At 73.0% G+C, this 20,754-nt stretch carries 14 protein-coding genes; 7 read left to right on the top strand and 7 right to left on the bottom strand.

The window, feature by feature from the left end; all coding sequences use genetic code 11:
* Positions 1–92 precede the first annotated feature (92 nt).
* Both speB and ACFYOU_RS07410 read left to right on the top strand, forming a co-directional pair.
* Positions 93–1,091, top strand: coding sequence for an agmatinase (gene speB, locus ACFYOU_RS07415; protein ID WP_391304050.1), 999 nt, complete (start codon positions 93–95; stop codon positions 1,089–1,091).
* 118 nt (positions 1,092–1,209) lie between these two features.
* A complete protein-coding gene (locus ACFYOU_RS07410; protein WP_391304049.1) occupies positions 1,210–2,904 on the top strand; it encodes a thiamine pyrophosphate-dependent enzyme in 1,695 nt (564 codons plus the stop codon).
* A 33-nt stretch (positions 2,905–2,937) separates the two neighbouring features.
* Here the strand turns inward: ACFYOU_RS07410 and ACFYOU_RS07405 are convergent, their stop codons facing one another.
* Positions 2,938–4,293 (bottom strand): FG-GAP-like repeat-containing protein, encoded by a 1,356-nt coding sequence (locus tag ACFYOU_RS07405; protein WP_391304048.1) that lies wholly within the window; start codon positions 4,291–4,293, stop codon positions 2,938–2,940.
* A gap of 412 nt (positions 4,294–4,705) precedes the next feature.
* Here ACFYOU_RS07405 and ACFYOU_RS07400 point away from each other — a divergent pair, with 412 nt between their 5' ends.
* The 4 genes from ACFYOU_RS07400 (at position 4,706) to ACFYOU_RS07385 (ending at position 12,225) form a co-directional block, all read left to right on the top strand.
* Entirely contained in the window at positions 4,706–5,659 is a 954-nt protein-coding gene (locus ACFYOU_RS07400; protein ID WP_391304047.1) for a serine hydrolase, read from the top strand.
* 336 nt (positions 5,660–5,995) lie between these two features.
* Positions 5,996–9,979, top strand: a complete 3,984-nt coding sequence (locus tag ACFYOU_RS07395) for an ABC transporter transmembrane domain-containing protein (protein ID WP_391304046.1) — start codon at positions 5,996–5,998, stop codon at positions 9,977–9,979.
* Between the two features lie 195 nt (positions 9,980–10,174).
* Entirely contained in the window at positions 10,175–10,579 is a 405-nt protein-coding gene (locus tag ACFYOU_RS07390) for a hypothetical protein (protein ID WP_391304045.1), read from the top strand.
* 212 nt (positions 10,580–10,791) lie between these two features.
* Entirely contained in the window at positions 10,792–12,225 is a 1,434-nt protein-coding gene (locus ACFYOU_RS07385) for a S28 family serine protease (RefSeq protein WP_391304044.1), read from the top strand.
* Between the two features lie 84 nt (positions 12,226–12,309).
* On the opposite strand, the gene ACFYOU_RS07380 is transcribed toward ACFYOU_RS07385, so the two are convergent.
* The 4 genes from ACFYOU_RS07380 to ACFYOU_RS07365 form a co-directional block, all read right to left on the bottom strand.
* Positions 12,310–14,253 (bottom strand): glycoside hydrolase family 3 N-terminal domain-containing protein, encoded by a 1,944-nt coding sequence (locus tag ACFYOU_RS07380; protein WP_391304043.1) that lies wholly within the window; start codon positions 14,251–14,253, stop codon positions 12,310–12,312.
* A 319-nt stretch (positions 14,254–14,572) separates the two neighbouring features.
* Entirely contained in the window at positions 14,573–14,995 is a 423-nt protein-coding gene (locus tag ACFYOU_RS07375; protein ID WP_391304042.1) for a hypothetical protein, read from the bottom strand.
* A gap of 213 nt (positions 14,996–15,208) precedes the next feature.
* The gene (locus ACFYOU_RS07370; protein WP_389762590.1) at positions 15,209–15,532 is read right to left on the bottom strand and encodes a hypothetical protein; all 324 of its coding nucleotides are present in this window, start codon (positions 15,530–15,532) and stop codon (positions 15,209–15,211) included.
* A gap of 225 nt (positions 15,533–15,757) precedes the next feature.
* On the bottom strand, positions 15,758–16,684 hold the full coding sequence (locus ACFYOU_RS07365) for a LysR substrate-binding domain-containing protein (protein ID WP_389762592.1): 927 nt from the start codon (positions 16,682–16,684) through the stop codon (positions 15,758–15,760).
* A 203-nt stretch (positions 16,685–16,887) separates the two neighbouring features.
* Between ACFYOU_RS07365 and ACFYOU_RS07360 the strand changes: the two genes are divergently transcribed.
* Positions 16,888–17,853, top strand: a complete 966-nt coding sequence (locus tag ACFYOU_RS07360) for an EamA family transporter (protein WP_391304041.1) — start codon at positions 16,888–16,890, stop codon at positions 17,851–17,853.
* Positions 17,854–17,880: 27 nt separating this feature from the next.
* Here the strand turns inward: ACFYOU_RS07360 and ACFYOU_RS07355 are convergent, their stop codons facing one another.
* Positions 17,881–18,735 carry a TIM barrel protein gene (locus ACFYOU_RS07355; RefSeq protein ID WP_391304040.1) on the bottom strand — a complete coding sequence of 285 codons (855 nt, stop codon included), beginning with the start codon at positions 18,733–18,735 and terminating at the stop codon, positions 17,881–17,883.
* Between the two features lie 556 nt (positions 18,736–19,291).
* Complete coding sequence (locus ACFYOU_RS07350; protein WP_391304039.1) at positions 19,292–20,575, bottom strand: substrate-binding domain-containing protein; 1,284 nt, start codon at positions 20,573–20,575, stop codon at positions 19,292–19,294.
* Positions 20,576–20,754 lie beyond the last annotated feature (179 nt).

The raw sequence follows: 20,754 nt of genomic DNA, 5'->3' as shown, positions 1-20,754 counted from the left end.
ACACAGCCACGAGCGTCCGGCGGACCTCCGGCCCGGGACACCCCCGGCCCCGGCGACCACCGCCCCGCACCGCACTCAGGAGGAGTCCGACGATGAGCAGCACCGAGAACCCGGCCGACGGCGCCCCCACCACCGGCCCCGTCGGCCCCGTCGACTCCTCCCGCATCCCCCGCTACGCCGGCCCCGCCACCTTCGCCCGACTGCCCCGCATCGACCAGGTCGCCACCACCGACGTCGCCGTGGTCGGCGTCCCCTTCGACACCGGCGTCTCCTACCGGCCCGGCGCCCGCTTCGGCGGCAACGCGATCCGCGAGGCGTCCCGACTGCTGCGCCCCTACAACCCCGCGCAGGACGCCTCCCCGTTCGCCCTGGCGCAGGTCGCGGACGCCGGCGACATCGCGGCGAACCCGTTCGACATCAACGAGGCCGTGGACACCATCGAGGCCGCCGCCGACGACCTCATCGGCACCGGCGCCCGACTGATGACCCTCGGCGGCGACCACACCATCGCCCTGCCGCTGCTGCGCTCCGTCGCCAAGAAGCACGGCCCGGTGGCCCTGCTGCACTTCGACGCCCACCTCGACACCTGGGACACCTACTTCGGCGCCGAGTACACGCACGGCACGCCGTTCCGCCGCGCCGTCGAGGAGGGCATCCTCGACACCTCCGCCCTCTCCCACGTCGGCATCCGCGGCCCGCTCTACGGCCGGCAGGACCTCACCGACGACGAGAAGATGGGCTTCGGCATCGTCACCTCCGCCGACGTCTACCGGCGCGGCGCCGACGAGGTCGCCGACCAGCTCCGCCAGCGCGTCGGCGACCGCCCCCTGTACATCTCCATCGACATCGACTGCCTCGACCCCGCCCACGCCCCCGGCACCGGCACCCCCGAGGCCGGCGGCATGACCTCCCGCGAACTGCTGGAGATCCTGCGCGGACTCGCCTCCTGCAACCTCGTCTCGGCGGACGTCGTCGAGGTCGCCCCGGCGTACGACCACGCCGAGATCACCGCGGTCGCCGCCTCGCACACCGCGTACGAACTGACCACGATCATGGCCCGCCAGATCGCGGCCTCCCGCACCGAGGGCTGAGCCCCCGGGCGGCCGGCGGCCGGACCGCCACCGCACGGTCCGGCCGCCCGACACCCACGACCGCACCGCACCGCCCCTGACGGCGGGGCGGTCCACGACCACCCGGGAATGGCTGAACGTGACGCACGACCACCACGGACCGGAACTGCTGCCGACGCCCGCCCAGACCGCGGCGGCCCTCGACCCGCCCGCCGGCCGCCGCGGCGGTGACCTCGTCCTGGAGACCCTCAGCGGCCTCGGCGCCACCACCGTCTTCGGCCTGCCCGGCCAACACGCGCTGGGCCTGTTCGACGCACTGCGCCGCAGCGACCTGCGGTACGTGGGCCTGCGGGTGGAGAACAACGCCGGCTTCGCGGCCGACGCGTACGGCAGGCTCACCGGCGAAGCGGCGCCCCTGCTGCTGTCCACCGGACCGGGCGCGCTCACCTCGCTGGCCGCGCTCCAGGAGGCCGCCGCCGCGTCCGCGCCCGTCCTCGCGATCGCCAGCCAGGTCCCGGCCGCCGGCCTCGGCGGCGGACGCCACGGCTACCTCCACGAACTCCGCGACCAGCAGGCGTCGTTCCGGGACGTCGTCAAGTCCGTGCACCTCGTCCGCACCCAGTCCCAGATCCCGTCCGCGATCGCGGCGGCCTGGGAGTCCGCGCTGACCGCACCGCACGGCCCCGTCTGGGTGGAGATCCCCCAGGACGTGCTCCTCGCCCCGACGCCGATCCCCGAGGTCACCGGCCTGGACGCGACCCCGGAGGAGGTCTACCCGCGCCCCGAACTCACCGCGGTCGCCGCCGACCTGCTGTCCCGGGCCCGCCGCCCGGCGATCATCGCGGGCGGCGGAGTGATCCGTTCCGACGCCTCCGGCAAGCTCAGGGCGCTCGCCGAGCGGCTCGGCGCACCCGTCGTCACCACGTACGGCGGCAAGGGCGCCTTCCCGTGGAACCACGAACTGTCCCTCCAGTCCTGGATGGAGGACCAGCACGTCACCGAGTTCCTCCAGGACGCGGACGTGCTGCTCGTCGTCGGTTCGGGACTCGGCGAACTCTCCTCCCAGTACCACACGTTCCGCCCCCGCGGCCGGCTGATCCAGATCGAGGCGGACCCCGGCAAGCTGGAGTCCAACCACCCGGCGCTCGGCATCCACGCGGACGCCCGACTCGCCCTCGGCGCCCTGCTGGAGACCGTCCGGGCCCGCCCCGCCGGCAACGCCCCGGACCGCGTGCGCGAGGTGCTCGCCGCCGTCCGCGCCCGACTCGACGAGCAGGAACTCACCCGGGAACAGGAGCTGTTGGCGACCATCCGGGCAGCGCTACCGAATGCCGCGCCGTCCTTCTGGGACATGACGGTCCTCGGCTACTGGGCCTGGGCCGCGTTCGACGCGCGGCGCCCCAACACGATGCACTCGGCCCAGGGCGCGGGCGGCCTCGGCTACGCCTTCCCCGCCGCGCTGGGCGCCGCGGTGGCCGACCCCGGACACCCGGTGCTCGCCGTCTCCGGCGACGGGGGAGCCCTGTACTCGATCGCCGAACTGGCCACCGCCCGCCAGTACGACCTCGACGTCACCTGGCTCATCGTGGACGACGGCGGCTACGGCATCCTGCGCACGTACCTGGCCGACACGTTCGGCGAGCGGGCCGGGGAGCCCTCGATGGACCTCCCCGGCCCGGACTTCGTCGCCCTCGCCGAGTCCTTCGGCGTGCCCGCCACCCGCGCCACCCCGGACACCCTGGGCGCCGCCCTGGCCGAGTCCCTGGCGCGGCCCGGTCCTTCGGTGGTGGTGCTGCCGGTGCGACTGCGCATGTTCGCCCCGACGCACGGCTAGCCCCGGGGCGGGCTCGGACCGCCGGACCCCGCGCTACCGCAGGATGCCCTCGACGGCGGCCCGGTCGATCACGGTGACGCCGTGGTGCGCGACGCCGGACCGGGCCCCCGGCAGCCGCAGCGAACCCTCCCGACCGGTCACGTGCAGGTCCGCGTGGCCGTCGCCATCGGTGTCGGCCAGCCGCACCGCCCCGCCCAGCGCGTCCCCCCGGGCGAGGGGGCCGGGCACCCCGGCCGCCGCACGGTCGACGTACTGGGCACCGCGACCGGACGGCCCGGACGCACCGCCCCGCAGGACGTGCACCGCGCCGGCGTCCGCCGTGCCGCCCACGTCCTCGCCGGGCACCCCGATCGCGAGGTCCGGGTGTCCGTCCCGGTCGACGTCGCCCGCCGCGACGGACGCGCCGAAACGGTCGCCCGCCTCGGGGGAGCCGGCGACCCCGGAGGTGGCCTGGGTGATCCGGCGGTAGGTGGTCGCCCCCTTCGCCCCGCCGCGCCACACCGTGACGTACCCCTTCGCGCCGGTGGCCTCGGGCGTGCCGATCGCGAGGTCGCCGTACCCGTCCCGGTCGAAGTCGGCGACGACGCCCTCACCCATGTGGTCCTGCACGACGTCGAGGGGGATGGTCCGTCCCTCGGCGAGTTCCGTGCCGCCGCCGCGGTAGAAGCGGGCGTGCCCGGTCAGCCGGCTGTTGCGGGGGACCGCACCGAGGACGACCAGATCGGTCGCGCGGTCCCCGGTGACCTCGCCCGCGACGAGGTGGGACGCGTAGAAGCGGCCCCGGTCCACCAGGACGGGCCGCACGTCGACGGCGCCGGGCGCGTACCCGCCCTGGAAGACGAACGCGTCGGAGGACTCGACGGCCGCCAACTCGACGTCCCCGTCACCGTCGAAGTCACCGGTGGCGAGGTCGCTGCCGAACTGGTTCCACGCCTGGCGGCCGGCCGACGGTACCGAGGTGCCGCCGGACAGGCCCGCGGGGGAGCCCCACAGGATGGTCACGGCGCCCCGCCGGTCCCGGCCGTTGACGGCCTCGCCGATCGCGGAGACGGCGAGGTCGCCGTAACCGTCACGGTTGAAGTCGGCGGCGCTGCGGACCCCGCCGAAGAGGTCGCCCTCCTCGTCGGCGCCGGGCACGCCGGGGCTGTTCTGGTCGAGGAACCGCACGGTCGTGCCGGGGCCCCGTGCCGTGCCGTGGACGACGCGCACCGCGCCGCCGGGGCTGGTCGTGGCGGCGGAGGCGTAGTCGCGGTAACCGTCCCCGTTGAAGTCGTCGGGGAGCGCCGTCCGGGGGGCCGCCGCCACGGTGGCGGCCGGCAGGGTCAGCAGCCCGCCGGTGAGCGCGACGACCGCGCCGATCGCGAGGGTGAGGTGTGAGGGCTTGCGCATGGGGTGTCGACTCCCGTTGACGTTGGAGTGCCGCCGCTCGGCGAACTCATGGGGTGACGAGGGGAGATGGCACTGACAAGGACACCCTGACCGGGGGGAGGGTTGCACTCCCCCTGCGCGCGGGGGCGGGCGCGTGCGCCCACGGGGGCCGGTGATTCCCGCACCCCGGCTCCCGCACCCCGGCTCCCGCTGCTGGCTGCCCGCCACCGGCTGCCCCGGGCCCGCCCGCCATACAGCGGTTTGTCGTACGAATCTCCGCCGAACGTGCAACCGCGGGCGCGGCTTCGGTGTCCCATACACGTAGGCCCGTGCGGGGGCGGGGGGTCGCCTTCCCGCACGGACCGTCCGTCCGCGGCGAAACGCCCGGAACGGCAGGGACACGCGGCAACGCGAGGGACAACGGGGGTTGGACATGGGGGTTCGGGGGGTACGCGGCTTCGTCGCGGGCACGGTCGTCGCGGCGGTCGTCGCCGGGGCGGGGGCGGTCGGCACGGGAACGGCCGTCGCCGCCGCTCCGGCGGTGACGTGCACATCGGCCAAGGCGGGGCTCGCCGCCAAGCTGAAGAAGGATATCGCGGCGGCACTGAAGAACCGGTCGGGCACGGTCGCGGTCGGGCTGTACGACCGCAAGACGAAGACCACGTGCGAACTGCGCGGGGGCACGTCGTACGACTCCGCCAGCATCGTCAAGGTCACCGTGCTGGCCGCGCTGCTGTGGGACTACAAGAAGACGAACCGCCTCCTCACCACCCGTGAGGCGTCGCTCGCCAGGGCGATGATCACCAAGTCCGACAACGCGGCCACCAGCACCTTCTGGCGGCAACTCGGCACCACGAAGATCAAGAAGTTCCTGGCGGCCGCCGGAATGAAGAAGACAGTGCCCGGTGCGGGCCGCTACTGGGGGCTCACCCGGGTCAACATCAAGGACGAGCAGCGGCTGCTGTCCCTGATCACCGCGAAGAACTCGGTGCTCAGCGACGGCTCGCGGGCGTACCTCATGAAGCTGATGAACCAGGTCGTCAGCTCGCAGCGCTGGGGCACCCCGGCCGGAGCCCCCTCGTCCGCCAAGAAGTACGTCAAGAACGGCTGGCTGCCCCGGGACCGGCACGGGTGGCGCGTGCACAGCATCGGGGCGTTCCAGGGCGGTGGACGGGACTACTACATGACCGTCCTCACCCACGGGAACCGGAACATGAACTACGGGGTGGCCACCATCCAGGCGGTGGCGAGGGCCATCCACAAGGACCTCGCGCCGGGGACGGCGGCGGCCCAGCGCTACGTGCCCACCGCGACGCCCCGGGAAGCGGTCCCCGCCGTTCCGGAGGCCCCGGGCGTTGCGGATGTTGCCGGGGTTCCGGTCGGGTGACACCCCGGGGCACCGGCTGACCGGTCCCGCACCCGGGGGGTGCGGGACCTCCGCCGTTCCCGCGCGCCCTCCGCGCACCCGCACGCCGTCCGCACCCGCGCGCACGCTCTCCGTGTCCGCGTGTGCCGCCGCGCTTCCGCCCGTTTGTTGCGGGGGGATGAAATCCGGATCATCCGATGTTCACATTCCGGTGGACCGGTACGACGGCGGACCGGGCGGAATCGGGAGGAACGGGTGTCAGTGCAGAAGGGGGAGCGGGACGAACCCGGCGACCGACCCGAGGAGCGCCGCGACGGAGGGCCGTCCCCGCAAGGCCCCGTTCACACGAACGGTCCCGTGGACACGGTCGGGAACGGTACCGAGGACGCCCCCACGAACGGCGCCGCGCCCTCCTGGGGACGCCGCCTCACCGCCTACGCCTGGCGCCACCCGGGGGACGTCGTCCTCGCCCTCGTCTCCTCCCTCGGCGGCATGGCCGTCATGGCCCTCGTCCCGCTGATCACCAAGGTGATCATCGACGACGTGGTCGGCGACCGCACCCGCTCCATGGCCGTCTGGGCCGGCCTCCTGCTGGCCGCCGCGGTCCTCGTCTACGTCTTCACGTACATCCGCCGCTACTACGGCGGACGCCTCGCCCTGGACGTCCAGCACGACCTGCGCACCGACATGTACGACACCATCACCCGCCTCGACGGGCGACGGCAGGACGAACTGTCGACCGGCCAGGTCGTCGGCCGCGCCACCAGCGACCTCCAGCTCATCCAGGGCCTGCTGTTCATGCTGCCGATGACCATCGGGAACGTCCTGCTGTTCCTGATGTCCCTCGCCATCATGGCGTGGCTGTCCCTGCCGCTCACCCTGGTCGCCGTCGCCGTCGGCCCCGCCCTCTGGTTCATCGCCAAACGCAGCCGCACCAAACTCCACCCCGCCACCTGGTACGCACAGGCACAGGCCGCCTCCGTGGCCTCCGTGGTGGACGGGGCGGTGTCCGGGGTCCGCGTCGTCAAGGGATTCGGCCAGGAGGACCAGGAGACCGGCAAGGTCCGCGACGTCAGCCGCCGACTCTTCGCCGGACGGCTGCGCACGGTCCGGCTGAACGCCCGCTACACCCCCGCCCTCCAGTCCGTGCCCGCCCTCGGCCAGGTCGCGATGCTCGCCCTCGGCGGCTGGCTGGCCGTACGGGGACAGATCACCCTCGGCACCTTCGTCGCGTTCTCGGCCTACCTGGCCCAGCTCGTCGGCCCCGTCCGGATGCTCGCCGTCGTCCTCACCGTCGGCCAGCAGGCCCGCGCCGGCGCCGAACGCGTCCTCGAACTCATCGACACCGAACCCACCCTCACCGACGGCCCCCGCACCCTGCCCGCCGACGCCCCCGCCACCGTCGAGTTCGACGGCGTCACCTTCGGCTACGACAGCGAACGCCCCGTGCTCGACGGACTCAGCTTCGAGATCCGCGCCGGGGAGACCCTCGCCGTGGTCGGCGCCTCCGGCTCCGGCAAGTCCACCGTCGCCCAGCTCCTGCCCCGCTTCTACGACGTCGACCGGGGCGCCGTCCTCATCGGCGGCCACGACGTGCGCACCCTCACCCTCGGCTCCCTGCGCCACGCCATCGGCCTCGTCCCCGAGGACAGCTTCCTCTTCTCCGACACCATCCGCGCCAACCTCGCCTACGGCAGGCCCGACGCCACCGACGAGGAGATCCGGGCCGCCGCCCGGGCCGCCCACGCCGACCGGTTCATCGACGAACTCCCCGACGGGTACGACACCGAGGTCGGCGAACAGGGGCTCACCCTCTCCGGCGGCCAGCGCCAGCGCCTCGCCCTCGCCCGCGCCCTCCTCACCGACCCGCGCCTGCTCGTCCTCGACGACGCCACCTCCGCCGTGGACGCCCGCGTCGAACACGAGATCCACGAGGCACTGCGCCAGGTGATGGCCGGACGCACCACCCTCCTCATCGCCCACCGCCGCTCCACCCTGAACCTCGCCGACCGGATCGCCGTCCTCGACCGCGGACGCCTGGCCGACCTCGGCACCCACGAAGAACTCACCGCACGCTCCCCCCTCTACCGGCGGCTGCTCACCGACCCCGACGAACTGGGCGCCGTGTCACCCGGCCACGTGCCGGCCGGCCGGCTCCTCACCGACGCACACCCGGACGCCGCCGCGCTCCGCGCCGAACTCGACGCCCAGTACGACGCCGAGCGCGGCATCACCCCGCACCTGTGGACCGGCGAGCGCGCCCCCAAGGGCGACGGCGACTTCGACGGCAGCCCGGCGACCCCCGAACTGCTCGCCCAGGTCGAAGCGCTGCCACCGGCCACCGACCGGCCCGCCGTCGACGAGGCCCGCGCCGTGCTGCCCGAGGACTCCTACGGACTGCGCCGACTGCTGCGCGGCTTCTGGGCCCCGCTCGGCATCGCCCTCGCCCTGGTCGCCGTCGACGCCGGGATGGGCCTGCTGCTGCCCGTCCTCATCCGGCACGGCATCGACTCCGGCGTCACCGAAGCCGCCCTCGGCGCGGTGTGGGCGGCCTCCCTGCTCGGGCTGCTCGCGGTCCTCGCCCAGTGGGCCGCGCAGAACGCCGGCATCCGCCTCACCGGCCGCACCGGCGAACGCATGCTGTACGCACTCCGACTGAAGATCTTCGCCCAGCTCCAACGCCTCGGCCTCGACTACTACGAACGCGAGCTGACCGGGCGGATCATGACCCGGATGACGACCGACGTCGACGCGCTGTCGACGTTCCTCCAGACCGGACTCGTCACCGCGTTCGTCTCCGTCGTCACCTTCTTCGGGATCATGGTCGCGCTCGTCGTGCTCGACGTGCAGCTCGCCCTGGTCGTCTTCCTGACGCTCCCCGTGCTCGTCATCGGCACGTACGTCTTCCGCAAGCAGAGCGTGCGGGCCTACGAACTCGCCCGGGAACGCGTGTCGGTCGTCAACTCCGAGCTCCAGGAGAGCGTGGCCGGACTGCGGATCGTGCAGGCGTTCCGACGCGAGGAGGACGGCCGGAAGCGGTTCGCCGCACGCAGCGCCGACTACCGGGCCGCCCGCATCCGCGGCCAGTGGCTGATCTCGGTGTACTTCCCGTTCGTGCAGTTCCTGTCGTCGGGCGCGGCCGTCGCCGTGCTGATCGTCGGCGCCGGACGGGTGGAAGCGGCGACCCTCACGACCGGTGCGCTCGTCGCCTACCTGCTGTACATCGAACTGTTCTTCGCACCCGTCCAGCAGCTCTCGCAGGTCTTCGACGGCTACCAGCAGGCGACGGTGTCGCTCGGCCGCGTCCAGGAGCTCCTGCGCGAACCGACCTCGACCCGCCGCGCCGCGGAACCGCTCGAAGTGAGCTCCCTGCGCGGGGAGATCGCCTTCGAGGACGTGGGCTTCGCCTACGGCTCCGAGGACCCCGAGGGCATCGGGAACGCCGAGGGCCCGGACACCACGGAGGGCACGAAGGACACCGGGGGCACCGGGGGCACCGGGGGCACGGAGGGGGTCGTCACGGCGCTGCCCGGCGTCGTTCCCACCGCGTCCGCCCCGATCGCGCTGAGCGACGTGGCCCTGCGGATCCCGGCCGGGCAGACCGTCGCGTTCGTCGGAGAGACCGGCGCGGGCAAGTCCACCCTGGTCAAACTGGTCGCCCGGTTCTACGACCCCACCGCCGGCCGCGTCACCGTCGACGGCACCGACCTGCGCTCCCTCGACCTCACCTCGTACCGCCACCGCCTCGGCGTCGTCCCGCAGGAGGCGTACCTCTTCCCCGGGACCGTGCGCGACGCCATCGCCTACGGACGCCCCGACGCCGCGGACGCCGAGGTGGAGGCCGCCGCCCGGGCGGTCGGCGCACACGACATGATCGCCACCCTGGACGGCGGCTACCTCCACGAGGTCGCCGAACGCGGACGCAACCTCTCCGCCGGGCAACGGCAGCTGATCGCCCTCGCCCGCGCCGAACTCGTCGACCCCGACATCCTGTTGCTCGACGAGGCCACCGCCGCACTCGACCTCGCCACCGAAGCCCAGGTCAACCAGGCCACCGACCGGCTCGCCGGACGCCGCACCACCCTGGTCGTGGCCCACCGGCTCACCACCGCTGCACGCGCCGACCGGGTCGTCGTCATGGACCGCGGACGCGTCGCCGAGGACGGCACCCACGCCGAACTCCTCGCCCTTGACGGCCGGTACGCACGACTGTGGCGCACCTTCGTGGGCGCCGACGAGGACGGCGACGAGGGCACCCCCGGGAGCGGCGGCGAGGACCGACCCGACCGCGGCGACGGGAGCGGACCCACCGGCGCGACCGTCGGCATCCGCGCCGACTGAACGCGCCAGCGCACCGACTGGGCACGCCAGCGCACCGGGTGGGCGCCGCACTGTGCGGCGCCCACCCTGCAGTCCTGGCGCCCTCCGACCAGGGACCGCTCCGACCACTTCCGGCCACCTGCAACCGCACGGACGTCTCCGGCGTCCCTACGTCAGGACGTTGACCCCTGATGCCGGTGCGTTTGGAGAGGTGACGTGGAGAACGGCGACCTTCGCGCGCGACTTGCCCGGACGGGAGCGCTGTTCACCACAGCGCTCACCCTCGCCTCCCTGCTCGTCCTCGCCGGACCGGCCGTCACCTCCACCGAGGCCGCCCCGTCCTGCGCCGGGCGCGTCGTGCGCACCCTGCAACTGGGCCCCGGCGAGGTCGTCGTCCACAAGAACTCCCGCTGGGTGTGCGCCGTCACCACCGCCCACCGCAGGGGCGACCTGCGCCACATGACCGTCGGCGTCCAGGCCCGCGGCAGCCGAGAGGTCGTCAAACGGGGCTGGTTCCGCAAACGCAGCACCCCCGTGACCGTCCACGCGGGTCAACGCTGCGTGCGGGTGGCCGGTTCCATCAGCGGGCAACACCGCCGCAGCGCATGGATCCTCTGCTGACCCGCTGCGCGCCACGCCCGGGACGGGCCCGCCGACCGGGTGATCCGCACGGACGCTCGAAGGGCGACCCGCCGCCCGATTCGCCCCGCCCCGCCCGGCACCGTCCCTTCCCCCACGCAACGGAAGTGGTCACCCGTCACCCAGGGGTACTAGTGCAGCCGGTGCCGCTCCGCTAGGTTCGCGCAGGCATCAGCAGACCCAGGGGAGAACGCATGACCAGAGCGCTCAGATGGCTGCTGTCGCTCGTGGTGCTCATAGGCACCCTGAGCACGGCAGGCGCGGCCACCGCCGCGACCCGGACCGAGCCGGCCGACATCAAGGACCGGCTGCTCGCCATTGCGGGCTTGAAGATCGTCGAGGAACGACAGCTGATCGGCTATCGGTACTTCGTCCTCGAATACACCCAGCCGGTCGACCACCGGCGCCCCGCGCGGGGCACGTTCCAGCAACGCGTGACCCTGTTGCACAAGGACACGGACCGCCCCACGGTCTTCTCGACCAGCGGCTACCACGTGTCCACCAACCCGGGACGCAGCGAACCGACCCGGATCGTCGACGGCAACCAGGTCTCCATGGAGTACCGGTACTTCTCGCCGTCGCGCCCCGCACCCGCCGACTGGTCCAAGCTGACCATCTGGCAGGCCGCCAGCGACCAGCACCGCATCTTCAAGGCCCTCAAGGGGATCTACTCGAAGAAGTGGATCGCCACCGGCGGCTCCAAGGGCGGCATGACCGCCACGTACTACGAGCGGTTCTACCCGCGGGACATGGACGGCATCGTCGCCTACGTCGCACCCAACGACGTCGACAACCGCGAGGACGCACGGTACGACCGGTTCCTCGCGAACGTCGGAACCGAGGAGTGCCGCGACGCGCTCGGCGACCTCCAGCGGGAGGCCCTCGTCCGACGCGCCCCCCTCTCGAAGAAGTACGCCGAACTCGCCGCCACCGAAGGCAACACGTTCACCACCATCGGCAGCCTCGACAAGGCGTTCGAGGGTGTCGTCCTCGACCTGGTGTGGGGCTTCTGGCAGTACCAGAACGAGGCGGACTGCCTGACGCTCCCGGACGCCGACCAGGTCACCGACGAGCAACTCTTCGCCTTCGTCGACGGGGTCATCGGCTGGTACTCCTACACCGACCAGGGCCTGGAGCCGTACACGCCGTACTACTACCAGGCGGGCACCCAACTCGGCAGCCCCGACATCCGTCAGCCGTGGCTCGGCGACCTGTCCCGCTACGGCTACCAGCCGCCCCGGGCCCTGGTGCCCCGGTCGATCCCGATGTCCTTCGAGAAGCACGCGATGCGGGACGTCGACCGCTGGGTGCGGGACAATGCCACCCGGATGCTCTACGTCTACGGCGAGAACGACCCCTGGGGCGCCGAACCCTTCCGCCTCGGCAAGGACTCCCGGGACTCGTACGTCTTCACCGCCCCCGGCGCCAACCACGGGGCCAATGTCGCCGGACTCGTCGCACACGAGCGGGCCAAGGCGACCGAGCGCATCCTGAGTTGGGCCGGACTCGCCCCGGAGGCCGCCGCCGCGGCGAACGCCCCGGACCGTGAGGTCACCCCGCTCGCCCCGTACGACCGCCGGCTCGACCGCGAGGGCACCACGCTCCGGCAGCCCACGCTCCGGCCGTAACACCACGCCGTAGCCACCCTGGTTGGGCAGCTAACGGTCCGTCCCGCCCGTGGGTCTCGCGCACCCCGGGCGGGACGTCCTGCCTCAACGGTACGAGAGTCCGTGACCCACCGGGAGCCACACCCGACCCGGCTCGCCCGGGTACGGGACCGGCACCGGCAGCCGGCCCCCCGGTCGCGCCCGCCCCGCCAGAACCCCGGCGGCGGCCCGCAGTTCGGTGTCGCCCCACGAGTACACCGCGAGCACCGCGTCCGCGCCGGGCAGCCACGCCACGTCGTACGGATCGCGCAGCGCCACCGCCACCACCGGCACGCCCGCCGCCGCCAACTCCGCGACCAGCGTGCGCTGACCGCTGTGGGCCGCCACGTTGTAGGTGGTGACCACGACCGCATCCGCGCCGCGGGCCGCCGCCACCGCGGCGTCGATCCGCTCCCGCGAGGGCGCCGTGCCCGTCGACAGGGCCGTCACGGCGAATCCCGATTCCGTGAGCGCCGCCGCCAGCACCGCAGTGGGCGGTCCCGTCGTACCGGAGGGCGACACCGGGTCGGCGCCGACCACCAACAGGTCGCGGTGGGTCCGCCGGGACAGCGGAAGCAGTCGCTCCGCGTCGGCCAACAGGGTCGTGCCGCGAACGGCGATCCGGTCGGCGGCGGCCCGGTGCGCCCGGTGCCCCACCACGGCGCCCACCGTGCGTTCCGGTACGTACGGGGAGCGGAACAGCCCGCGCCGCTCCTTGAGCCGCAGCACCCGGAGGACCGACCGGTCCAAGCGCTCTTCGGTGATCTCGCCGTCGCGCACCGCCGCGAGGACCCCGTCGAACGCCGCTTTGAGGTCCGGCGGGTTCAACAACTGGTCCACTCCGGCCCGCAGCGCCAGCACCGGAACCCGGTCGTCCCCGTACTTCTGCCGCACGCCCTCCATCGCCAGCGAGTCCGTGACGACCACCCCGTCGAAGCCCAGTTCGTCGCGGAGGATGCCCGTCATGATGGGGTGCGACAGGGTCGCCGGCTCACCGGACGGGTCCAGCGCCGGGAACTGGAGGTGCGCCGTCATCACCGCGTCGACGCCCGCGCGCACCGCGGCCCGGAACGGTGGCGCGTCGAGCCGTTCCCACTCCGCCCGCGAGTGCCCGATCACCGGTAGGCCGGTGTGGCTGTCCACCCGGGTGTCCCCGTGCCCCGGGAAGTGCTTGACGGTGGCGGCGACCCCCGCACCCTGGTACCCGCGCACCTCGGCCGCCACCAGTTCGGCCACCGACTCCGGATCACTGCCGAAGGACCGTACGCCGATCACCGGGTTCGCCGGGTCGACGTTGACGTCGGCCACGGGGGAGTAGTTCTGCCGGATGCCCAACGCGGCCAGTTCGACCCCCGCGATGCGGCCCAGCTCGCGGGCGTCGGCCACCGATCCGCCCGCCCCGATCGCCATCGCACCGGGGAACAGCGTCGCCGGACTTCCGACCCGGCACACGATCCCGTGCTCCTGGTCGGTCGAGATCAGCACCGGCACCGGGACGTCCTGCGCGAGGGCGGCGCGCTGGATGCCGTTCGACAGTGCGGCGATCTGCGCGGGGCCTCGGGTGTTTCCGGCCCAGGAGAAGTAGATGACCCCTCCGACGTGGTACTCCGCCACCAACTCGGCGGCCGTTCGCACCCCGATCTCGCGCAGGTTCGCTTCGACGTCCGAGGGGTCGGGCGCGGTCGCCGAGTGCCCGTACACCCGCATGACGAAGAGCTGCCCTACCTTCGCCTCCAGGGTCATCCGGGAGAGCAACCGCCGAAGGCGCCGTTCCCGTGGGCCCGCGGGGGAGTCGGTGGCCGCTGCGTCGGTGGCGGAGGCGGGGGAGGCGGGGGAGGCGGCAGGGGGGCGGCCGGTGTTGACCGTGGCGCGGGCTGTCGCGTGCGCGGGTGTCGGGGCGGTGGTGGTGAGCGCGGTGAGCGCTACGGGGGCGGTGGCGGTGACCGCGAGAACCGTCCGCCGGGTGAGGCAGGACGCGGGGGCGGTGCTGGTGCTGGGTGCTTGGATCACAGCGGCTTGAGCGGCTTGAGCGGCTTGAGCGGCTTGAGCGGCCTGTGTGGCCTGTGTGGCTTGAGGGGCTGGGAGGGGTGGAGGGGAATCGGGGGCGCAGGGCGGGTTGGGCACGCGGGCTCCTTCCGAGGGGGCTCGGGGTGCGGGCCCGGGCCGTCGGGAGGAACGACCGGTCAACCCCTCCACCACCTCTGACGGTTGAAGGAATCGTCCGAAACTGCGGATATCGGATGGTCAGACGGTAGCCTCCGGTCGGGCTTCCTCGGGGGAGGCGTGACGTGTCGGCCCCGGGAGCCAGCCGATGAGACCTTCGACGCCGCTAGGTCAGGTCCAGGAGGTGATCCGTGGGGCCGTAGTCGATCTTCCAGTCGACGTAGATCCCGCAGAGGCCGTCCTGCTGGCACCGCAGCCCGACCGTCACCCAGCGGACCGACCCGTCGGCGGCGAGCGAGAACGCGACTGCCGTCTCGAACTCCCCACCCCCACAAGGGCAGCCGGCCTCGCCGGGGTCCGCCTCCCCCCAGAACTCCGCGCTGTCCGCGATGAACGCACGCCCGCCGCACCCGGTGCACACCCGCTCGGCTCCGCCCTCGACATCGTCAACGAGCACGAGGAACACGCGCCCACCGCACTCGCCGCAGACGGAAGGCACGATCTTCACCGGACGGTCGTCATCGGCGTTCCGTAGAAACGCCGCGAGGTCCGCGGAGACGCCTCGGCCGACCTGATCATCCCCATGCACGGCCCCATCGTTCCAGACACCTGAACCAGCCCCACCCACCTTGACCAAGCCACTCGGGGGGCTCCCCCTCATTACTTTTCGGTGGTTCCGCAATGAGGCTTCCGGCCTCCGGGACTGGCACGCCCAGGCCCTTCTCTGCCTCGCCTGACGCCGGGCGGACGTCCTCTTCGCGATGCTCCGCGACGGAACCTTCTACGACCCCAACCCGCCAGGTCAGCCTGAATCTCCCAGAGCCCGACGCGCTTCAGCCCACAGCCACTCGAACTCCTCCGCGGGGATCTCGGCCGTCTGCGGCTGGTCCTGCCAGCCATCCATGGGGCCTTCGGCGAGAACGCCGTACTGCCGCTCGTAGCGGCCCATCGCTGCGAGATCGGCATGATCACGCAAGTGCAGCACCTCTTCCAAGGAGGCCGCCGTCACCGGTCGCGAGTCCTGCCCCCGGACCTCAACCTGTCGCGCTGCCCAGCCTTCGTCATCGGCCTCGAAGTACAGCCACAGATCTTCGTCCTCGTAGTACGTCCGGAACCAGGTCGTCATGCCGCAAATCCTGACCCACGACCTTGACCAAACAGATAGGGGCACCCCCTCCCCCCTCCCCGCCCCACCCCCGTGCACCGCGTCCGGATCTTGCCGTTCAAGCAGGCCGCACCAGCCGTCCGCCCGCCCGCCTCGCTGCACGCCCATGTCACCGCCGCCCGCCACACCGCCGCCCGCCACACCGCCGCCCGCCTCACCGCAGGTGCGTCTCGCCGCACGTGCGCCTCACCGACCGATCGGCGGGGTGCCCTCCGCGGCCCGGGGCCAGTGCTCGTGCAGGGTCCGGACCATCTCGGCGATGGCCGGGCGCCGTGCTGCTCCGGTACGCCAGATCGCGTAGAGGTGGCGCACGGGTACGGGATCCAGCCGCACGGCCACCACGCCGTCCGGTAGCGGGCCCCGTCCGAGCCTGGGGATCAGCGCGATGCCCAGTCCCGCTTCCACCAGGGCGACCAGCGTGGGGTTCTCATCCGCGTAGTGGGCCACGTCAGGTTCGATGCCGGCGGTCCGCAACGTGCCCATCAGCCAGTTGTGGCACACCCGCCCCGGTGGCTGGCACACCCAACGCTCCCCGTCGAAGTCCTCCCGTCGTACCGTCTTCCGCCGTGCGAACCGGTGCCCCCGCGGCACCAGCAGATCGCACAGGTCGTCCCCGATCCGAGCCTGTTCCACCCCCGGTGGTGCGGGCAGCGGTGCGATGTCCCAGTCATGGGCCACCGCCATGTCCAGCACGCCCTTCGCCACCAGGTCCACCGACTCATGGGGGTCCACCTCGGACATGCGCACGTCCAAGGTCGGATGACGCACCGCGAGCTCTGCCAGTACCCCCGGCATCAGTCCGCGGGCGGCCGAGGCGAACGCCGCGATCGCGAGTTGTCCCGTCGGCGTGCCCTTGCGCTCCTCCAGGTCCGTTTCGGCGCGCTCCACGATCGTCATCAGTTCGCGCGCGGCCTCCACCAGGCGGTGGGCGTCCTCGGTCAGCCGCACCCCCCTGCCGTACCGTTCCAGGAGAACCGTGCGGGTCTCCCGTTCCAGCTTGGCTATCTGCTGTGACACCGCCGACGCCGTGTAACCGAGCGACATCGCCGCTGCTCCGACCGTTCCGTGCACGGACACCGCGTGCAGGGCCTTCAGCCTCTGTAGATCCAGCACCTGGACTCCTGACTCCATGACGCCGACCCCATGACGCCGACTCCGTCACGCCGACGCCTTGACCACGGGTTCTCGGCCGCTGAGCCGGGGGTATCCGCATCGTCCACGGGGCAACGCCACCCACTTGGATTTAGCGATGCTTAATCCAAGCATGCAGTAATCATCGCTAGTGCTAAACAGTCGCTGCCGTTGATGCTCGATGCATGCGACTCGCGCACATCGGCCTCGCCGTCTCCGTCACCGCGCTCTGGGGCGTCAACTTCGTCGTCATCGACTTCGGGCTCTCTCAGTTCCCTCCGCTCCTCTTCGCCGCGCTCCGCTTCCTCGTCGCCGCGGTGCCCGCGATCTTCCTGGTGGGACGGCCCAAGGTCGCCTGGAAGTGGATCATCGCGGTCGGTATGGCCCTGGGCGTGATGAAGTTCGGGCTGGTGTTCCTCGGCATGCACCAGGGCATGCCCGCCGGGCTGACCTCCTTGGTCCTCCAGGTGCAAGCGGTCTTCACGGCCGTCTTCGCCGCCGTCGTGCTGCGCGAGCGCCCCGGACCGATCCGGACCCTCGGCATGGCCGTGGCCCTGGTGGGTGTCGCCGTCGCGGCCGTGGACGAAGGAACCTCGGGTCCGCTACTGGGCTTCACCCTGGTGGTGGCCGCCGCCGCGGGCTGGGGCGTCTCGAACGTCCTCACCCGGAAGGCCGCGCCCCCGGACGCGTTCAACTTCATCGTGTGGGTCAGCCTCGTCCCGGTGCTTCCCCTGTACCTGCTCTCCCTCCTCTTCGAAGGCCCGTCGGTGGGCTTCGAAGCCCTGCGCTCGTTGGACTGGGCCGGGGTGGGGACCATCGTCTTCATCGCCTGGATCAGCACCAACCTGGGCTTCGGCGCCTGGGGTTGGCTGTTGCACCGCTACCCCGCGTCCACCGTCGCGCCCTTCACCCTCCTCGTGCCCGTCTTCGGGATGTCCTCCGCCGCCCTCTTCTTGGACGAGTCCATCAGCCCGCTGCGCTGGTGCGCCGCCGGCCTCCTGGTCGCCGGGGTCGCCCTGACCTCACTCGCGCCGAGTCGCCCGCCCGCGGGCACCGGCCGGGTGGCCGCCGCCGGTCACCCGCCGCCGGACCCCGACGAGACCGCTGCCCTGACCGCTCCATCCGTGCCCACCGCGCCCCCGTTCCGGTAGTACCCCTCGGTACTGCACCGGACGGGACTACGCCGGACGCAACCTCGCAGGGCGGAGTCCCGCGGAGCCGCCGCGCCCCGTTCCGTCGAGCATTCGTGCCAAGTGCTCCCGCCCCGGCCCCAACAGACCCGGGAGCGGAGCCGCCCCCTCGTACCACCTCTTCTCGTACTCCCAGCACAGCCACCCGTCCCAGCTGTCCCGGCTGAGGGTCTCCAGACACGCACCCAGGGGCAGGACCCCGGCACCGAGCCCCAACGGGGTGGTGTCCTCGGCGGACGCCACGTCCTTGACCTGGACGTATCCGAGGTGCGGCCGCAGCGCCGCGTGAGTCACCGCCGGCTCCTCCCCGGCGAGCCAGGTGTGCAGCACGTCCCACAGCACGCCCACCCCGGGGTGATCGACCTGCGCGACGATGCGTGCGCTCGCCGCACCCGACCGGTGCGAGTCGTGGGTCTCCAGGAGCACGCGCACCCCGAGGCCCGCGGCCCACTCGGCGGCCACGCCGAGCCGTCGGGCCGCCGTGGTCTCGGATTCCGCCGTCTCGGCTGGCCCCAGCCCGGACCCCGCCCCGGGGAACACCCGCACGTAGGGCGCACCGAGGTCGCTCGCCAGCGCCAACAACTCCCGTACCTCGTCCAGCACCGGCCCGTCGTCTCCGGGAGCCGCCACCCGTGCGTATCCGGCGACACCCAGGACCTGGACGCCCGAGTCCGCGAACGCGGAGGCGACCCCGGACCGTTCGGCGGCGGTCAGGCCCGGGTGCACGGACTCCTCGATGTGGGCGCGCAGTTCGACGCCGTGGTAGCCGTGCGTGGTGGCGAGCCCGATGACCTCGGGGATCGCGAGTCCTGACACGCCGAGCGTGGAGAAGGCCAGCCTCATGGCCACGACCCTACCCGCGGGGTGATCGGCCGCTCCCTCCGGAAATGTCCGCCTCCGTGGGGCACCCGTGCGGGGCGAAGCGCGTTCACCGTGCGGGCGGCCCCGGGCCCGCCGTTGCCCGGGCACCGCATCCCGGCGCGGGACCCGGGCGCTGCGGCTGCGAGTACGCCGGGGTGAACCGGGTGGGGCCCGTCGTCCGAACCGCTGGGGCGGTGGGCGCACCCGGGACCGGGGCGGGCGCGCGGCCGGGCGGCGGGACGCGCGACGGGCGGGCCGGGGCGTGCGGAGCCCGGGACGGGGTGGCCGACGGACCGGACGGCAGGGCGGACGGCAGGGCGGGCGACGGTCGGGACGGCTGGGGTGACGTGCTCGGCATGTTCGACTCCGAATCCTTGCGACTGCCTCCAAGTTGGCTGAGGTCAGCCGGGTGGGCAACCCCTGTGGACAACGCCCTGTGGACAACTGGCGAAGGGCTGATCGCCGGCTCACTCACACGGGTGAGGTCCCTCCCCGTAAAGCGTCACACCTGCCCCACCCGTCCCGCCCGATTCCTAAGTCACTGCCGAGGTGCCGCGGTCGAACCGCGCACCATCAACTCTCCCCGCACCTTGGCGATCCCGCCCGGCGGGGGAGCCTCCCGCCCCATGGCGATCCGCCCCGCCCGCGCCCCGGCCTCGGACAGCGGCAGTCGTACGGTGGTCAGGGCGGGCACGGCGTCCACACTGAACGGCAGGTCGTCGAAGCCCGCCACCGACACGTCCTGGGGAATCCGCAGGCCGTGGTCCCGCAACGCGGCACAGGCACCCAGCGCCACGGTGTCGTTGGCCGCCACGAGCGCGGTCAACCCGGGGTCCCGACGCAGAAGTTCCACCGCCCCGTCGTATCCGCTCTGCCGGTCGTACGCCCCGTGCACCACGAGCGCCTCCACCTCGGGCCCGCCTCCCGAGCGTTCCGCGACCCCGCCCCCCACCGCACCCGGAGCGCCCCCCGTCCCACCCGGAACATCCACGGCACCCACCGGCTGCGCCGGGTGCGCCGAGTGCGCGATGCCCAGCACGTGCACCGCACCCGGACCCACCCCGCTCCCGTTCGCCGTGCCCTCGTACTCGGCGGCGCCCGCGTAAGCGCCCCCGCCCCCGTGTGCAACGGCGTCCCCGTGCTGCACGGCCCCCGGACCGATTCCGGCGAGCCCCGCCCGGTGTCCCGCCAGCCGCTCCCGCGTGGTCGTCCGGCCGGCGGGCCCGGCGACGTACCCGATCCGGCGGTGCCCGAGCGCCAGCAGGTGCTCGGTCAGCATCCGTCCGCCCCGCACGTTGTCGAAGGTCAGGGCCACCGCGTCGGTCCCCGGCACCGGGGGGCGTCCGCACAGCACCACGCGGGTGCCCGCCTCCGCGAGCCGCCGCAGCTTGGCGCTCATCGCCTCGGTGTGTTCCGGGCTGTCGACGGTGCCGCCGGTCAGCACCACGGCGGCGGCGCGCTGCCGTTGGAGCAGCGTGAGGTAGGTGAGTTCACGTTCGGGAGACCCCCCGGTGTTGCACACCACGGCGAGCCGTTCGCCCCCCGCGCGGCCGCCCGGACCGGTGATCTCGGACTGCACCGCCCCGGCCATGATCCCGAAGAACGGGTCGGCGATGTCGTTGACCAGGATGCCCACGAGGTCGGAGGTGGCGGCGGCCAGGGCGCTGGCCGGCCCGTTGAGCACGTAGTCGAGCTCTTCCACGGCCCGCAGGACCCGCTCCCGGGTGGTCGCCGCAACGGGATAGTTGCCGTTCAGCACCCGCGAGACGGTGGCGGGGGAGACCTTCGCCCGGGCTGCCACGTCAGCCAGTGTCGCCGTCATCCAGTCGTCCTCCGGTCCGTCCGCGGTCGGCCCCGGTCTGGTGGGGGCCGCTCCCCATCGGTGCACATCCGAATCCGGACCTTAGCCGGGTCGGGGCCCGCCCGTCGGTCCGCCGCAGAACCCGTGGGCGCGGGCGGGCGGAACCCCCCACCGGAGCCGGGCCCGAACGGGACGCGATG

Origin of the sequence: Streptomyces sp. NPDC005955, from assembly GCF_042871255.1 — a bacterium.
GTDB lineage: Bacteria > Actinomycetota > Actinomycetes > Streptomycetales > Streptomycetaceae > Streptomyces.
This window is presented reverse-complemented; position numbering and strand designations above follow the sequence as displayed.

Coding starts and splice junctions, on each gene's coding strand:
- speB (WP_391304050.1), top strand. CDS start 93: ATGAGCAGCACCGAGAACCCGGCCGACGGCGCCCCCACCACCGGCCCC.
- ACFYOU_RS07355 (WP_391304040.1), bottom strand. CDS start 18,735: ATGAGGCTGGCCTTCTCCACGCTCGGCGTGTCAGGACTCGCGATCCCC.
- ACFYOU_RS07385 (WP_391304044.1), top strand. CDS start 10,792: ATGACCAGAGCGCTCAGATGGCTGCTGTCGCTCGTGGTGCTCATAGGC.
- ACFYOU_RS07370 (WP_389762590.1), bottom strand. CDS start 15,532: ATGACGACCTGGTTCCGGACGTACTACGAGGACGAAGATCTGTGGCTG.
- ACFYOU_RS07405 (WP_391304048.1), bottom strand. CDS start 4,293: ATGCGCAAGCCCTCACACCTCACCCTCGCGATCGGCGCGGTCGTCGCG.
- ACFYOU_RS07400 (WP_391304047.1), top strand. CDS start 4,706: ATGGGGGTTCGGGGGGTACGCGGCTTCGTCGCGGGCACGGTCGTCGCG.
- ACFYOU_RS07360 (WP_391304041.1), top strand. CDS start 16,888: ATGCGACTCGCGCACATCGGCCTCGCCGTCTCCGTCACCGCGCTCTGG.
- ACFYOU_RS07350 (WP_391304039.1), bottom strand. CDS start 20,575: ATGACGGCGACACTGGCTGACGTGGCAGCCCGGGCGAAGGTCTCCCCC.